This is a genomic window from Pseudomonas sp. MWU12-2029 (assembly GCF_023242425.1).
GTDB lineage: Bacteria > Pseudomonadota > Gammaproteobacteria > Pseudomonadales > Pseudomonadaceae > Aquipseudomonas > Aquipseudomonas kribbensis.
Map to the genome: position 1 here is coordinate 527,353 of NZ_JALJDY010000001.1, position 13,589 is coordinate 540,941.

Annotated in this window: 17 protein-coding genes; all 17 read right to left on the reverse strand. The window is 60.8% G+C overall.

The features are described from left to right. Nucleotides 1-67: 67 nt before the first annotated feature. Nucleotides 68-1,564 carry a phage tail sheath subtilisin-like domain-containing protein gene (locus M5B44_RS02590; RefSeq protein ID WP_248738150.1) on the reverse strand — a complete coding sequence of 499 codons (1,497 nt, stop codon included), beginning with the start codon at nucleotides 1,562-1,564 and terminating at the stop codon, nucleotides 68-70. After that, nucleotides 1,564-1,743: a DUF2635 domain-containing protein gene (locus M5B44_RS02595; RefSeq protein WP_007954893.1), complete on the reverse strand. Its 180-nt coding sequence runs from the start codon at nucleotides 1,741-1,743 to the stop codon at nucleotides 1,564-1,566. The genes M5B44_RS02590 and M5B44_RS02595 overlap by 1 nt, the downstream gene beginning before the upstream one ends. After that, nucleotides 1,740-2,324, reverse strand: coding sequence for a hypothetical protein (locus tag M5B44_RS02600; protein ID WP_248738151.1), 585 nt, complete (start codon nucleotides 2,322-2,324; stop codon nucleotides 1,740-1,742). The genes M5B44_RS02595 and M5B44_RS02600 overlap by 4 nt, the downstream gene beginning before the upstream one ends. Nucleotides 2,325-2,386: 62 nt before the next feature. After that, the gene (locus M5B44_RS02605) at nucleotides 2,387-3,415 is read right to left on the reverse strand and encodes a phage late control D family protein (protein WP_248738152.1); all 1,029 of its coding nucleotides are present in this window, start codon (nucleotides 3,413-3,415) and stop codon (nucleotides 2,387-2,389) included. Nucleotides 3,416-3,424: 9 nt separating this feature from the next. After that, the gene (locus M5B44_RS02610) at nucleotides 3,425-3,637 is read right to left on the reverse strand and encodes a tail protein X (RefSeq protein ID WP_085712874.1); all 213 of its coding nucleotides are present in this window, start codon (nucleotides 3,635-3,637) and stop codon (nucleotides 3,425-3,427) included. After that, on the reverse strand, nucleotides 3,630-4,013 hold the full coding sequence (locus M5B44_RS02615; RefSeq protein ID WP_248738153.1) for a phage tail protein: 384 nt from the start codon (nucleotides 4,011-4,013) through the stop codon (nucleotides 3,630-3,632). Before M5B44_RS02615 ends, M5B44_RS02610 begins: the two co-directional genes overlap by 8 nt. Next, nucleotides 4,010-6,199, reverse strand: a complete 2,190-nt coding sequence (locus M5B44_RS02620; protein ID WP_248738154.1) for a phage tail tape measure protein — start codon at nucleotides 6,197-6,199, stop codon at nucleotides 4,010-4,012. The genes M5B44_RS02615 and M5B44_RS02620 overlap by 4 nt, the downstream gene beginning before the upstream one ends. 128 nt (nucleotides 6,200-6,327) lie before the next feature. Beyond that, nucleotides 6,328-6,909, reverse strand: coding sequence for a phage tail assembly protein (locus tag M5B44_RS02625; RefSeq protein WP_248738155.1), 582 nt, complete (start codon nucleotides 6,907-6,909; stop codon nucleotides 6,328-6,330). A 153-nt stretch (nucleotides 6,910-7,062) separates the two neighbouring features. Further along, a complete protein-coding gene (locus M5B44_RS02630) occupies nucleotides 7,063-7,569 on the reverse strand; it encodes a phage major tail tube protein (protein WP_248738156.1) in 507 nt (168 codons plus the stop codon). Continuing rightward, nucleotides 7,569-8,735, reverse strand: coding sequence for a phage tail protein (locus tag M5B44_RS02635; protein ID WP_248738157.1), 1,167 nt, complete (start codon nucleotides 8,733-8,735; stop codon nucleotides 7,569-7,571). The genes M5B44_RS02630 and M5B44_RS02635 overlap by 1 nt, the downstream gene beginning before the upstream one ends. A gap of 2 nt (nucleotides 8,736-8,737) precedes the next feature. Continuing rightward, nucleotides 8,738-8,923, reverse strand: a complete 186-nt coding sequence (locus M5B44_RS02640) for a hypothetical protein (protein ID WP_039771239.1) — start codon at nucleotides 8,921-8,923, stop codon at nucleotides 8,738-8,740. A gap of 100 nt (nucleotides 8,924-9,023) precedes the next feature. After that, a complete protein-coding gene (locus M5B44_RS02645; protein WP_248738158.1) occupies nucleotides 9,024-9,467 on the reverse strand; it encodes a phage tail assembly chaperone in 444 nt (147 codons plus the stop codon). A gap of 2 nt (nucleotides 9,468-9,469) precedes the next feature. Further along, on the reverse strand, nucleotides 9,470-11,008 hold the full coding sequence (locus M5B44_RS02650; protein ID WP_248738159.1) for a phage tail protein: 1,539 nt from the start codon (nucleotides 11,006-11,008) through the stop codon (nucleotides 9,470-9,472). Then, entirely contained in the window at nucleotides 11,009-11,644 is a 636-nt protein-coding gene (locus M5B44_RS02655) for a phage tail protein I (protein ID WP_248738160.1), read from the reverse strand. It abuts the gene before it with no gap. Then, nucleotides 11,641-12,636 carry a baseplate J/gp47 family protein gene (locus M5B44_RS02660; RefSeq protein ID WP_248738161.1) on the reverse strand — a complete coding sequence of 332 codons (996 nt, stop codon included), beginning with the start codon at nucleotides 12,634-12,636 and terminating at the stop codon, nucleotides 11,641-11,643. The genes M5B44_RS02655 and M5B44_RS02660 overlap by 4 nt, the downstream gene beginning before the upstream one ends. Beyond that, nucleotides 12,633-12,965 carry a phage baseplate protein gene (locus M5B44_RS02665; protein WP_085712866.1) on the reverse strand — a complete coding sequence of 111 codons (333 nt, stop codon included), beginning with the start codon at nucleotides 12,963-12,965 and terminating at the stop codon, nucleotides 12,633-12,635. Before M5B44_RS02665 ends, M5B44_RS02660 begins: the two co-directional genes overlap by 4 nt. A gap of 14 nt (nucleotides 12,966-12,979) precedes the next feature. Beyond that, nucleotides 12,980-13,588, reverse strand: coding sequence for a phage baseplate assembly protein V (locus M5B44_RS02670; RefSeq protein WP_248738162.1), 609 nt, complete (start codon nucleotides 13,586-13,588; stop codon nucleotides 12,980-12,982). Nucleotide 13,589 lies beyond the last annotated feature (1 nt).

A 13,589-nucleotide genomic window follows, 5' to 3' on the forward strand; every position in this document is an offset into this window, starting at 1 on the left:
GGTGTTACTCCCTTCAAATAAAAAGCCCACGCGAGGTGGGCTGAAATCACAGTCTCAAACGGGCCGATCAGGCGACGTCGTCGTACTGCAGACGGAACTGGTTGAGCAGTGCGAACACGCGCAGACCGTTGATGTAATCAGGCGGGAACAGCACATTCACGCGGCTCGGGTCCTGCACGTCGCGCTCGACGATCAGGTGCTCGGCGAACAGCTCGGCGTTTTCCACGTGGCCTTCCAGTTCGAGCTTGGCGTACTGGGCGATCAGCTCACCGCGAATGGTCGCCGGAGTGACGATCGGCTGACCGGCGCCGAAACGGGTGCCGTCGGAGGCCAGTTTGTGGCGACCGTATTTGCTGGTGATCACGCTTTGCAGACGACGCACGATGAACGCCGACTGGTGCATGGTTTCGCTGTCCAGGTACGAGTTGTCGGCCTGGCCATAAGCGTTCTTCTGGTAGGTGGTGATCGAGCGCTGGATGCGCACGTAGCCGCCTTCGTAGTACGCGGTGGCGATGCCGTAGTTGAGCAGCGACTGACGCTCGGTCAGGGTGAAGCGCTCGCTGGCCGGAGCCGGATCGACGCCTGGCAGGCTGCCGCTCTGGGTCGGACGGCTGGCGTCGGCGGAGATGAACACCGAAGTACGTGCAGCCAGTGCAGCGGCTTGTACCCATACCGGTTGCGGAACGCCCGGCTCCAGCGCCTGAATGGTCATGTGCTGGTCATTGCGCGCCTGACCGGCTGCCACCAGAGTGCCGACGGTGCCGCGTTTGGCGCTGTAGACGTGACCGAACAGTTGCTTGGCCCACGACCAGCGACCGGTGCTGTCGTCCATCACCGCTTGCCAGGTGTTCAGGGTGGCCAGGTCGGACCATGGCAGCGCGATGAATTCGAACGGCTCGTCACCCAGTGCGGCAACGGCAGCCACTTGATCCGGAACACCGACGCCGCCGGTCATGGCGGTGATGGCGGTGGTCAGGCCGGCCGGGGTTTCTTCGCCGTTGCTCTTGCCCAGGCGATTGAATTGCAGGCTGATGTCGTTGCCGCTCTCGCCAGTCCATTTGGCGTTCAGGGTGACCACACCTTCGGCGGCCGCAGCGCTCACCGGCAGATCGGCGGTGGCGTTGATTTTCTGTGCCAGGGCGGTGGCCGCCTGGGCAGCGGTGGCACCGTTGACCACGGTGGCCTGTACACGGACGCCGCCGACATACAGGTTGAGCACGCCAGCCTGAGTTGCGGTGCCAGTCAGGGTCAACACGCCTTTGGCGATAGCGCCGGTGGCGTTGTGCAGCGGCAGGCACCAGATCTCACCGATCGGGTCGGCCTTGCGGAAGGTCTCGTACATCGAGGCCAGCATCGAGCCCTGGCCGCCAATGCTCTTGGCCAGTGCCACGCTGGAAACCAGCACCAGTTTGCCGACTTCGCTCGGGGCGATATTGTCGTTGACCTGCGCCACGATCAGGCGGCGCATGGACGAGGACGCGCTATTGGCGGCCGAGTTGTCCATTTCGGCATAGAACAGCGGTACACGAATGTCCGCAGGAATGTTGCTGAATCCGATCGCCATTATTTGGCTCCCTTTTGTTTAGCTGTTGCGGTTTTGAGGGTGATATCGCCGTCGGCCAGACGCCGGCGCCACCAGGCGCTGTCCAGCACTTCACGGCCTTCCAGTGGCAGCAGGTCGCCTGCTTCCGGGTCCGGCACGGCACGGCCGGCGGCCGGCACTACGGTGATGCGGTTGCTCATGGGGTTACGTCTCCAGAGAAAGTCATTTCCACGCGCCCGTCAGGGCCCGGGTGTTTCAGGTTGGGGTCGGCCGGGTCGATCGCATCGACCCGCACGGTGACCCCGGTAAAGGACGACAAACCGTCCAGTTCACGTTCGTGCCAACTCTCCGCAGGCTGACTTGGCAGATTGCGGCCCAGCTGGAACTCGGCAAAAAAGCGCAGCCGGTAGAACGCGCGGCTGCTGTTGATCGAGACCGTTTCGCCGCCGTCATAAACGATGGCGCTGTAGTCGGAACCGGGTTTGAAACCCACCAGCGCACGCCAGATTTCGGCGCGCAGGTCGTGCAACAGATCCAGCGCTTTTGTGGCATCCGTGGCGTCGAGCACCAGGATGATTTCGAAGCGGTCGCGGATCGGCTGGCTGGCGGAGTTTTGTGCGGTGCTGGCGCTGGCCAGATCGGCCAGCGGTAAAACGTGGGCCGACGGGGTCGGCAGATTCGGGTTGCCTTGCAGCAGCGCCAGGTCGACACCTGTCGCGATATGGCCGGCAAGGCTTGGGCATTGCGCACGCAGCTGCGTGAGGATCGGGGAGATCTTCATGGGGAGCGTTCCAGGTTTTGTGAGTGACCACCGTGAGGGGTGTGGTGGTGAGATCGGGTGGATCAGTCCTTGGCTTTTGCCTCGGGATCCCGGCCGTTTGCTTCGATCAGGCAGCGATAGCTTTCTTCGGGCTTGCCGCTGGCAGTCACCTTTTCAATCGACCAGCGACCGCGCATGAAGTCCGGCCAGGTGTCATCGAGCACCAGCAGGCCCTCGGCAACCAGCAGCGGATCGCCCGGGCAGGTGACCTTCAGCTTGTATTTCTCGCGCAGCATCTTGCGCACTTCGGCTTCGCCGATGGCTTTGGCTTCTTCCACACTGGCCTGTTTCTGACGAACGACCTTGTAGGGCGCCGAGCCGGTTTTCACCTCCACCTGCTTGCCGGCATTGGCGTCCCAACAGCAGACTTTGCAACCCTGATTCTGGGTGCGGGCGGTCTCTTCCAGCGTGGCGCTGATAAAGGCGTGATCGCCCGGCCGATTGTTGTGGGTCACCGACAGCCTCACATCCGGTATCACCTGACCCGACAGGTTTTTGAGCTGCGCCGGTTTCGCCAGTACGTAGAGGTCGTTGAACGGTTTGGCCACCGCGTCGTACTTTTTCGCCAGTCGTGTGATGAAGCCCATGTCGGTTTCGTTCGACTGGTCGACATGAGCGATCCTGATCAGCGCCAGTTCGGGATCGACGCGCGGCGAGAAACCGTGCGGCTCGACCAGTTTGCGAAACAGCCCGCCAAGCGTCGTGGGGCCATGACTGGCCGTGCGCCGTTCCTTGAATCCGGTTTCGTCCTTGCCGCTGAAAGGCGCGGCTGTCGCGACCAGCGTCAGGCGCAGAGGGAACAGCGTCGGTGTCAGTCGAGTGACCTTGAACTGGCCCTTTTCGACCAGTCCGGTTTCCAGATACCCCACCCGCAGGCCGATGGTCCCGCCCAGGGTCGGCAAGCCTTCAAGGCCTTCCAGGTCGAGTACCAGCGTCAGTTGATCGGACTCCATCCCCGCGGCATCGATGTGCTCCCAACTGATCAGGCGCTGGTTCAGCAGGTCCTTGTTGGCGCCGTAGATTTCGATCGCCGGCGTAAATCCCTGTGCCATGCAGCCTCCTTAATCCCAGGCCAGAACCGGTTTGATCGCGGCCGGTCTGCTATCGAGTTCCGGGAGTGTCACCCAGACACCCGCCGACAGAATCGGGCCGTGTTCGGCCAGGGTCGGGTTGAGTGTCCACAGGGCTTCTTCGGCGCTGTCATCGCTGCGACCGGTTTCGCGGTAGAGCAACAGATTCACCGAATCGCCGGCCACGCTTCGTACCTTACGCATTGTTGAACTCCGACAATCCGATGACCCACTTGATCACCATCGCGGTGCCGTCATCGATGACCTCGCTCTGGTTTTCGTCGATGCTGTTGATCCGCCACAAACCCCAGTTGCGGCCAATGCCGTCAATCAACGGCAGTGGTGCTCTCAGTGCTTGCAGCGCACGCAGCTCATCGAGCCGCTCCATCGCCACGGCGTACATCGAGGTGCCGGAAATGGTCAGGGTTTCAGGCTTCTGTCCTGTCTGATGGGATCTGGGTTTGCTGTTGAGGATCTGCAGCTCGGTCCAGCCACCCTCGGATTTTCGCGACAGCGTGCTGTACGCAAAATCCCGGGACAGTCCGAAGATGAAACTGCCCAGGGCCATTTGTTGTTTCATGTGGCGCCTCCATCGGTCAGGGCTGCGTCGCGGCGGGTGGCGAGCGGGTTGTTGGTCAACAGCGGCAGGAACTGGCCGTGGAACTGCCCGCTCAGTTGTTGCCCGATGATCGTGCGAATCTGCTCGGCAGTGTCCGGTGCCGGACAGGTGACCTGGATCAGTGGGGAGAAGGTGACTTGCTGGTTTTGACTTTGGGTGGGAGCGTTGACCAGGTTTTTCGCGACATCTCCCGGCGCAGCGAGTTTGTCGGCGGGCGGGCTGGCGAATGCTTCTCCCGCCAATGAGCCGAAATATCCACCCGCAATACTCCCGATGGCCGTACCGATACCTGGAAGAATAAACGAGCCGACCAGAGCGCCAATGGCTGTCCCCGCCAGCTCACCCGTTGCGCTTCCCACCGCTTTTTCATCACCGTCACGCAAGCCTTTGAGACCTGTGTAAGCGGCGTGCGCCACCATCAACGGGACAGCGACCTTACCCGCCAAAGGTGCCGCCCGAGAAAGCATCGGCATAATCCTGGCTCCGACGCTCCGCACTGCAGGCAAGACCCTGGCAGACGCACGTTTGATCGAAGGCATGACCTTCATCGCTGCACCGCGCAGTCGACTGCCCAGGCTTTGACGAACAGCGGGAGTGCGGGGCTTGGCACCTTTCGCAGAGGCTTTGGCCTGCTTGCCCTGACCCGACTTGCGAGCCGATCGTTTCTTTTTGCGGCCGCCACCGTTGTCATCGTCACCGGTGAGCATATCGCCGACTTCGGACGGTAAACGTGCCGCGGCCAGGCGCAGAAGTCTCGTGGAGACCGCATCAAGCACCGCAGACACGCCGGTTTTCAGAGCGCCCGCCACGAACGGCGTGGCAGCCACACCAAGCAATGTCAGTGCAGCGGTGACGAACGGGAAAGTTTCGGCGGCTGCGCTCAGTCCATTGACCACCGCAGTGAGCCCGATGGCGAAGCCGTCCGTCACCGGGGCCAATGCATTGCCGACTGCCGTGGACAGCCGGTTGAGACTCGCATCCAGCGCATTCCAGCGTCCCTGCGATGTATTGCCATAAGCCTCAGCGGTTTTTCCCGCCGAGTCTGCATACAGGGACTTGTCAGCAACCAGCTTGAACGCCGTTTGAACATCCTCAGGTTTCTTCAACAACTCGAGGATTGCATCGTTGTTGCCAAACAGCGTTTTAGTCAGCGAAGCCTGTTTCTCTTCAGGCTGTTGCTTGAGTTGTTCCAGAACCAGCTTGATCGTTTCGGGTGCATTGTCACTCATCCCGCGCGCGAGCGACTCCGGGTTCAGACCTATGTCGGCCCAGGCCGAACGCTGCGCCGACGATGCGGACTCTCCCTTGCCCAGAACCGTCGTGAAATTCTTCAGCGCCCCTGCGGCATCTGTCTTGCTGGCGCCGCTGTTGAGGAACGCCGCCGCAAGCGCAGCCACTTGCTCGGGTGTCATCCCGACAGCCTTGGCGCCCTCACCGGCGCTTTGAACGACGGAGCCGATGTCCGCAGCTTTGACGTTCAGGCCACTGTTGCCAAGGTAGTTGGTCGCGTCTGCCAGATTCTGGCTCTGCACCCGATCAAGCTTCAGTGTGGCGCGCCAGCCCGACAACATTTCTCCAGCCGCCTTGACATCGATCTTGAAGGCCGAGGCATTGATGGCGGCATCACGGGAGAAGTCCTGTAACGCCTCCGTTTTCTGCTCGCCCTTCAGACCATCACTGATGCCGGACCGCAGCCCGGCGAGTTGCACTTGCAACAGATCCGCGCCGGTAGCCCCGCTGGGGGCAACCCGTTTATCACTGGCGATTTCCAGGTTCTTTTCCGAAAGAGCCTGAAGCGATTTCGTGCTCAGGTGCAGCACCTGATTCAATTCAACCAGCGCCGTCTCGTTGGCCATCGCCGATTGCAGTCTTTTCGGTGGCGGGCGCTGCTCGATTTCCGCCTTGAGTTTTGACTTCGGCTCACTATTGGCGGCTGGCGGTGCCGTGACGACCTTGAACAACGACTGCTGGCTGACCAGCAGTTCCCGCAGCTTGATCTGCTCCTGCGTGAGCAAGCGAATATCCACGCTGGCCAGCGCCATAGTCAGATTCAAGTCCTGCAGCCCAAAGCCATCGGCCACCGCCGACCCGGCTGCTGCGTTGCCACTCTCATTGGCGTATGTGAGCGCAAATTTGCTCTCTGCCATGCCGCTCTACTCCTGTTTCACGCCAAGGCGAGTGATCGCTATGTCGTAGCGGCGCAACGCCTTTTCGGCGTCCCACTCCAGAATTTCCGCCTCACTTACCGGGTAAATGAGCGGCACGATATCGAGGATTACTTCGATGTCGCGTTCTGAAAGAAGGCCGCCGGCTGGTTTAAAAAATCGTCGATGCGCACCTGCAATTGCGTCCAGTCCGGGACACTCATCAGGGCCAGATCGGGGATCATCAGGCCGGTGCAATGGGCGGTGATGAACTCGGCGCGTTCCTTGGCCGTTTTCAGTTTCTTCATCACTTTGGTGGCCCGCAGCGCCGGCATTTCCAGGCTCAGCGAGGTCACGGTGCGGCCGGTGACGGCGAGCGGTTGCAGCAGTTGCACCTGGTCGGGATCGTCGGACTTTTCCGCGTCTTCGACCTGGTCGAGAAAGTACGACGCCGGACGGGTCGACATCTCGTGCACGTATTGCGCGATCGTCACGTAGTCCGGACGCTTGAGCTGGTCGAGCTCCTTGACCGACATCCCGGTGGCCAGCAACGCCAGTTCGAAGAACTGATCGTCTTCGTCGTCGCCGGCGCGCTCCAGCGCTTCTTTCTGGGCAGCGTAGAACAGGGGCTTGAGCTCGATCGATTCGATCTGCGAGCCGTCGTCACCGGTGATCGGCGACAGCAGGTCATGCTTGGGTGGCATCCACGACATGAAAGGAATTCCTTGGTGATTCTTGAGTACAACCTGTGGGAGCCAGCCTGCTGGCGATGGCGGCGGGTCAGTCAACATTGAATTTGAATGTGATGGCCTCATCGCGAGCAGGCTCGCTCCCACAGGGTGGGTTGTTGCCTTTCTGGCCGAGCCTTACGGCATCAGCACCGCACGACGGGCATCACCGAGGATGTCGACGCCGTTGAGCACGAACTTCTGGGTGCGCACGTCGATGTCGATCACCGGCACGCCATTTTCCAGACGGTTGTAGGTACGGCAGGAGAGCTCCAGGTTGGTCTTGGGTTTTTCACCCATCTTCACCGCGGTTTCCTCCAGGGATTTCAGCTTGCCGCCGACGGTGTGGTAGGTGAACCAGGTGTTGCCGTCCTGGTCCTGACCGGCTTCACGCACGTTCAGCAGGATGTCGTCGCCCAGCTTCACACCCAGTGCAAGCATGACCTCGGCGCCCATGCCTTGCAGGGTCAACTTGGCGTTGAGCGCTTTGCCGCCCTTGACCATTTCTTCAACGATGAAGCGGCCGCCACGCATTTCTTCTACATCGAATTCGATTTTCGGCGGAGTGAACTCTTCCACGGTCGCCGACAGCGGCAGGCCTTGCAGGGTGGCCGCGATGGCCTGGCGATTACGGTTGGTAAACATTAGAGAACGTCCTCCAGGAACTGCTCGATGATTTCATCGCGGGCGTTGAGTTGATAAACCATGTGTTCGTTCGGCGCGTAGCGGCCGTAGTCGATGACCACGTACCAGGTGCCGTTCTTGTACTTCTCGACGCTGTTGAGTTCCGGGTGCAGGTAGACGCTGCCACCAGGAATGGTTTCGTCGGCGACCAGGGTCTGCAGCCAGTCGTTGATGCGTTTGACTTCCTGATCCATGAACGACTTGGTCAGGTTCTTGGCCATGGCTTTCTGGCCGGCCTTCACCAGCTTGCGGCTGATGGCGTCTTCAAGACCGACGTAGCTGATGAACTTGCCGGTGATCGAGCGGTTGCCCAGCAGCGAAAAGCCGCCCAGCACGGTGCGGGCGTAGTAGCTGACGCCGTAGCGGTTGAGCAGATCGCCTTCGGTGGAGGTGTCGAGGATGTTGTACTCAACAACCCGGGACACGTCTTCGGCGTAGGTCACCTGGTTGCCCGGGCTTTCCCATTGCTTGACCTTGGCCAGTGCGGCAATCGCCAGACTGGATGGTGCGAGGAAGACGTTTTTCTTCGCGGCTTTCGAATACACGGCAGGCATGTTGTGCACCACCAGGCAACGGTCGAAGCCAAGGTCGGCGCCGCCCAGTTCCTGGCTGTAGGTCACCTGGTCGGCGACCGAGGCGTCCTTGCCGTCCAGCACCACACGGGCCTTGATGCGCTTGCCGAACGAGGCGAACTCGCTGGCTACTGCTTTAGTGCCGGTGAAGCCTGGCGCGCCGATGATGGTCAGGTCTTCCGGGACGCTGCCCAGTGCGGCCAGACCAAGCTTGCGACCGGTCACTGGCTCGATGCCGCCGATCACTGCGTTGACGGTGTCGGCCGGGGTCGCGCCCGCTTCGACGATCACCACGTACACCGGCACCTTGACCACTTTGAGGATCTGGTAAACCGCGTGGTACAGGGTGCCCTCTTCCGCGCCGGTCGGATCGAGCAGCGCGTGGGTGGTGAAGCTGTTGATGCGAAACGGTGCGTTGCGCGGAATCAGCGGATCGGCTTTCGGCGCGGTGCCGACCAGACCGATGACGTTGTCACCCAGGCCACCCATGGCCTCGGGGGATTCGGTGGCATTGACGGTAATGCCGTTGTGCTCGAAGTTCAGAACCTCAGCCATATTCAGTCAGCCTTCTTGGCAGCGGCCTTCACGGCCTTGGTGGTAGGTGTTTTCAGCTCCAGTCGACCGGCGCTGTGCAGGGCACTGGCCTCGACATCGAGCAGATCGAGTTCCTGGCCGACGCTCGACCAGTGCCCACCGCCGGTGGGGAATGGAACGAGCACGGTGTAGGTTTGGCGGGTTGCCATTTTTCGTTTCTCCATAAACGGGAAAGCCCCTCAAAGGGAGGGGCTTGGCGGGTGTTGAGTGTTTTTGCGGATAAGAAAACGCCCCGAGGTGCGGGGCGTTTTATTGCTTACTTTCAATGAGCCACGATGGCATCTGAGGTCGATGCTCGACCAGAGGGAAATTTCTAACCTGAGGCCAGTGACGCAACGCTTGTCGATAAGCTTGCAACTCAGCGTACTGAGTCACCGTAAACGTAGTCACAGCACTGCTTTCTAACTCGTCTCGATGCCTTGAAACAAGACCGTCAGTCGAGGACAGTTCGGCGTTGCGCCAACCGAGTTCCAACGACTTCAAAAACTCGGTGTCGAGAGGAGGTGGGTCAACCAGCATTGGCTTTCCGTCGACTCCGGCCCCGATCTTTTTAGGGGTTTTCGCAAGTTCATCAAGCAGTAGCTCCCAATCACGAAGTGGAATGGGCACCACATCCTCGGGAATCCCGGTTTGATGGATACTCGGGAGATAGGCACCACACGTACTTGGGCTGAAAAAAATAACGTCAGTCATGCTTAAATCCCTATCGCTCGCCAGTAGAGTTTCCAACCGGGATAAGCCGCATTACTTCCACTTTGGAGAAGAAGAGTACATCCGGCTTTCTCATCGGAGGTAAAAATCAGACAATTCATCAGTGCCAGGGTACCCGCATGAGTACAGGTGATTGAGCGCATCCCGGATGTGAATGCTATCGGATAGCTGACATAGACTTTACCCGCCGCATCCGTCATGCCTTGCCCCCATTGTTCGATCATTCCACTGGGGTGTTTCATATATCCGGTTGTTCCACTATTAGTGGAAAACATCGGCGAATATTTCAGCGCAGCATCACCGGAATCCAGACTCCAGCCGGGCCCCAGCAACAGGCGTCGGAAAACCGCAAAGTTGCCGGGTTGAAGCACAACGCTCGTCAGACTGGTGGTGTTTACAGCGCTTATGCTTTCCGAGGGTCGGGTCTGGACTGTCAATCCCGCCGTGGTTGTCAGATGAACCAAGCCACCAGGCGGAACGGTGTTCCAGTCAGGAAGCGTTGCCGTCAAACCGGGCTCAGTGAAGATCGACAGTTTCCCGACGTCGGCAACTGTCAACTGGGTGTTCGTGGCATAGTTCGTCTGGCCGGCATAACTGCCAAGCGCGCTCCGAACAAACCTGGTCGTTGCCAGAGTGTCGTCATTACTGAGAACGTTAGCCGTTGGTGCTGTCGGGGTGCCAGAAAACGCAGGTGAACTGAGCGGGGCAAAACCGAAGGTGATGTTTTGAAACACCAAAGCGGTCGTGCCGAGCAGTACCGGACCATCGGTAACCAGTTGCCAGATCGTGTCAGCCTGAGTTGTGCCTTGCTCAACGGATACGTTAAGACCAGACGTTACTTTCAAGTTTGAGTCAGCATCTTTTGCACGAACCCAAACATCGTTCGCAACAACGTACAACCCATTGTCTTTCGATAACGTCTGGTTCTTCACCAGCACCCGGTCACCTACAACGACCGCAACACCATCAATGGTTTGTGCCGCCTTCAATGCAATATTGCCGGTAGTTGCCACTCGTACGGACTGCTTGGCATCAAGTTTGGCAAGCTCATCCGCCACGTATCCAGTCACCCACGCACGAGTGGCCTTGACCACCGTGTCGTCGATCAGCAGCGTCACCAGCGAGGCATTGCTGGTCTCGAAAATCGAGCGGATGTAGAACTCTTTGCCCGAGCCGGACGTGGCCAGCACCGGTTTGAACGACTCCGGGTATTTGACGATGGCGTAGAGAATGCCGGTGTCGGTCCACAGGCCGGCTTCACGCACATACCAGCCGCCGACGTCCGGCGGAATGGTGACTTCGGCGAGCAGCCAGCTCGGGTTTTTCTCGTCCTGGAACAATGCATTGAGCGGTCCGCGCCAGACTTCGCGTTTCAGCGCGGTAGCTGTCGCGGCCGGGTTGTAGACCGCGCCGCCGCCGTCGCCGACGGAAATCTGCGTCAGCTTGATCGGTACGCCCGCCGCCTTGCAGGCGGTTTCGTAGGCAATCCCTGCGTTGGTGAGCAGGGTGTAATAGTCAGCCATTCAGGCCCCCTGAGGATAAATAGTGGATGTTTCGACGGTGTAGAGACCGGCCGCCATGAAGGCCTCGCCGGAGGTTTCGAGGCCTTCGAGGAACACCGGATAAACCGTGGTCAGTTCGCCGCAGAAGGTCGCGGCACCAATCACATGAGAGCCGAAGGCGCTGAGGCCGACCGACACCGACAGCACGTCCCGTTCGCTCTTGGCATCGGCCAGGCGTCGGTCCAGACGGGCGTCGATTTGTTCGCTGTAGGGTTGTTCGCTGAAGGCCCGCACGGAAAAGCTGTATGGCACACCCGGCGGCGTCTGTTCGTACCAGGCGCGAATTTCCGGCCTCAGTTGCAACCCCTTGGCGGCGTTCTCCAGCGCCTTGCGGGTGCCGGCCTGGCGCGCCGTGGGCCAGGCCAGTTCGACGGTCAGGCGCTTTTCCGCTTCCGGTGCGTCGGTGCTCCATTCGGCCACGCCGCGATCCGCTGCGAGATACGGCAGGAACGCAACCGGTGTTGCGCTCGGGTTCATCAATTCGGGAAACGGCGGCACGATGCGGTCAAGCAAGGTGCCGAAGCCGATGTCGAGCGCCCGTTCCAGCGCCGAGCTGTTGGCCGGCAGCAGGGTCGGACGCGGTGTCTGGTCCGTCATAGGGTCTGCACCTCGACTTCGACCGCCGTGCAGTACGGCGCTTGAAACGCGGTGCACACGATGGGTGTCAGCGGTTCAAGAATCTGCAACTGCACGGCGCCGGCGCTGTGCAGCGTGTAGTCGATCCAGCTCGGGTCGACCCGGCCTTCCAGGCGATGACAACTGTCGGCGTAGGCTTGCAGATGCTGCTCGGCAGCGACTTTGGTCAGGCCCGAATCCGGGCCGGAATTGATCTTCGCCACGACGCGGATCCTGTAGCGCTGAATCTCGGCGCCCTTGACCGTGACCTTGTCGGTTTCCGGGCAGACATCGGGCCGGGCGAAGTGTTGGCGCACGCCGTCGAGCAGCGCGGCGGACGGTGTGCCGTCGGCATCGCGGGACAGCACAGTCACCTGCACTTCTCCGGGGGCCGTGCGACGGCCATTGCCATCCTTGACCTGTGCGGCGAGGCCGTCCGGGGCGAAGGTGTAGGTGACGTCGACGACGCCGGCATCGCTGGATTCGACTTTCACCGCCGGCCGTTCACCGAGGGTGAAGACTTCGCGGCGATACTGCATTCGCGAACCGGCCGCCGGCGCATGGGGCGCCAGGTAATAGCGCAACCGGGCGTCATCGTCGCTTTCGTAAATCGCCGGCACCGGCGGAAATGCCGCCGGGTCGCCCGGGTCGAGCAGCTGCCGCTCCAGGCCCATGTCCGCCAGCCGTGCATCGAGATTGCTGCCGGTCGCCCACCACGCCAGCATCTGCTTGATGCGGGCGTTGTATTTGCGTTCGTGGGTCTGCAGGCGAACGCAAAACGCTTCGAGCGCCATCGTCAGCAGTTCGCTTTCGTTGTCCAGGCTGGTCTTGAGTTTCGCAGCACTCTGCGGCGAACGGGTACCGACGTATTCCAGGACGAAGGTCTTGAACTCGGCGAGCAGATCCTCGAAGGCCTCGACCTTGATCAGTGAAGGTTCGGCCAGTTGGTTCTGGCCAGGGATCAACATGCTCATGTCACAACCTCGAAAGTCTGTTGGCGGTTTTTCCAGGTGCCGGCAAAACGCAGCAGCAGACCGGCGCCCTGTCGGGTGGCGACGATCACGCCCGGCTGGAAATCGCCGATGCCGTTCTGCGGGTTGTAGAACGCCTGCGCGGCGTGGCTCTGGGCCAGAAGCAGAACGTCATCGCCGAGGTTTTGCCCCAGCAGCGTGGGGATCAACGAACCATAAAGGGGCCTTTTTTGCCGGGTGCCCAGCGGCGTGGTCAGGGCTCGTGTCGCGCGCTGCACGAATTGCAGCCAGTCGTCGACCGTGGCCCCGGTGTCTCTATCGATTCCGATCATGGGAGGCTCTTGATTCAGGGACTGATGACGCGACCCTGGTGATCCACCAGCGGGCCGCTGAAGTGCACGCCCGAGGCGTCGATGGTCAGGCCGGTGGCTCCCAGTTGCAGGTTGATCGCTTGCGGCGTCATCGCCAGCCGCGCCGGGCCGATGCTCAGCTCAAGCGCTTCGCGAGAGCCGGTGAATGCGGCCGGGCCGTTTTGCCAGTGCAGGGTGTGCGTGGCGTCGTCGTAGCCGCTTTCGCTGCCATCGACATGCACCCGTCGCGTCAGCGTGGGGACGGTCGCAACGGGTGGAAATTGATCGCTGTTCAGACCGAACAACGCCACGCTTTGTGCGCCACTCTCTCCGCTGCCGTAGTTAAGCAACAAACACTGTTCGCCCACGCTGGGTATCCGCGACTCGCTCTGGGCGCCGGCGCTCGGGTTGAAGAATTTGATGGCCGGCGTGAGCAGTCCACCGTGACTGACACGGCAGGTGTTGCTGGCAGCATCGACCTCCTGGCATATGCCGATGCGGCAGAAACTCTCCGAGCGTCGGTGCAGGTCTTCGATCTCCGCTTCCATCTCGGCCAGGCGCTCGATGATCGGGCCCAGTTGCATACGCAGTAATGCGTCGAACATC

Coding starts and splice junctions, on each gene's coding strand:
- M5B44_RS02590 (WP_248738150.1), bottom strand. CDS start 1,564: ATGGCGATCGGATTCAGCAACATTCCTGCGGACATTCGTGTACCGCTG.
- M5B44_RS02595 (WP_007954893.1), bottom strand. CDS start 1,743: ATGAGCAACCGCATCACCGTAGTGCCGGCCGCCGGCCGTGCCGTGCCG.
- M5B44_RS02600 (WP_248738151.1), bottom strand. CDS start 2,324: ATGAAGATCTCCCCGATCCTCACGCAGCTGCGTGCGCAATGCCCAAGC.
- M5B44_RS02605 (WP_248738152.1), bottom strand. CDS start 3,415: ATGGCACAGGGATTTACGCCGGCGATCGAAATCTACGGCGCCAACAAG.
- M5B44_RS02610 (WP_085712874.1), bottom strand. CDS start 3,637: ATGCGTAAGGTACGAAGCGTGGCCGGCGATTCGGTGAATCTGTTGCTC.
- M5B44_RS02615 (WP_248738153.1), bottom strand. CDS start 4,013: ATGAAACAACAAATGGCCCTGGGCAGTTTCATCTTCGGACTGTCCCGG.
- M5B44_RS02620 (WP_248738154.1), bottom strand. CDS start 6,199: ATGGCAGAGAGCAAATTTGCGCTCACATACGCCAATGAGAGTGGCAAC.
- M5B44_RS02625 (WP_248738155.1), bottom strand. CDS start 6,909: ATGTCGTGGATGCCACCCAAGCATGACCTGCTGTCGCCGATCACCGGT.
- M5B44_RS02630 (WP_248738156.1), bottom strand. CDS start 7,569: ATGTTTACCAACCGTAATCGCCAGGCCATCGCGGCCACCCTGCAAGGC.
- M5B44_RS02635 (WP_248738157.1), bottom strand. CDS start 8,735: ATGGCTGAGGTTCTGAACTTCGAGCACAACGGCATTACCGTCAATGCC.
- M5B44_RS02640 (WP_039771239.1), bottom strand. CDS start 8,923: ATGGCAACCCGCCAAACCTACACCGTGCTCGTTCCATTCCCCACCGGC.
- M5B44_RS02645 (WP_248738158.1), bottom strand. CDS start 9,467: ATGACTGACGTTATTTTTTTCAGCCCAAGTACGTGTGGTGCCTATCTC.
- M5B44_RS02650 (WP_248738159.1), bottom strand. CDS start 11,008: ATGGCTGACTATTACACCCTGCTCACCAACGCAGGGATTGCCTACGAA.
- M5B44_RS02655 (WP_248738160.1), bottom strand. CDS start 11,644: ATGACGGACCAGACACCGCGTCCGACCCTGCTGCCGGCCAACAGCTCG.
- M5B44_RS02660 (WP_248738161.1), bottom strand. CDS start 12,636: ATGAGCATGTTGATCCCTGGCCAGAACCAACTGGCCGAACCTTCACTG.
- M5B44_RS02665 (WP_085712866.1), bottom strand. CDS start 12,965: ATGATCGGAATCGATAGAGACACCGGGGCCACGGTCGACGACTGGCTG.
- M5B44_RS02670 (WP_248738162.1), bottom strand. CDS start 13,588: ATGTTCGACGCATTACTGCGTATGCAACTGGGCCCGATCATCGAGCGC.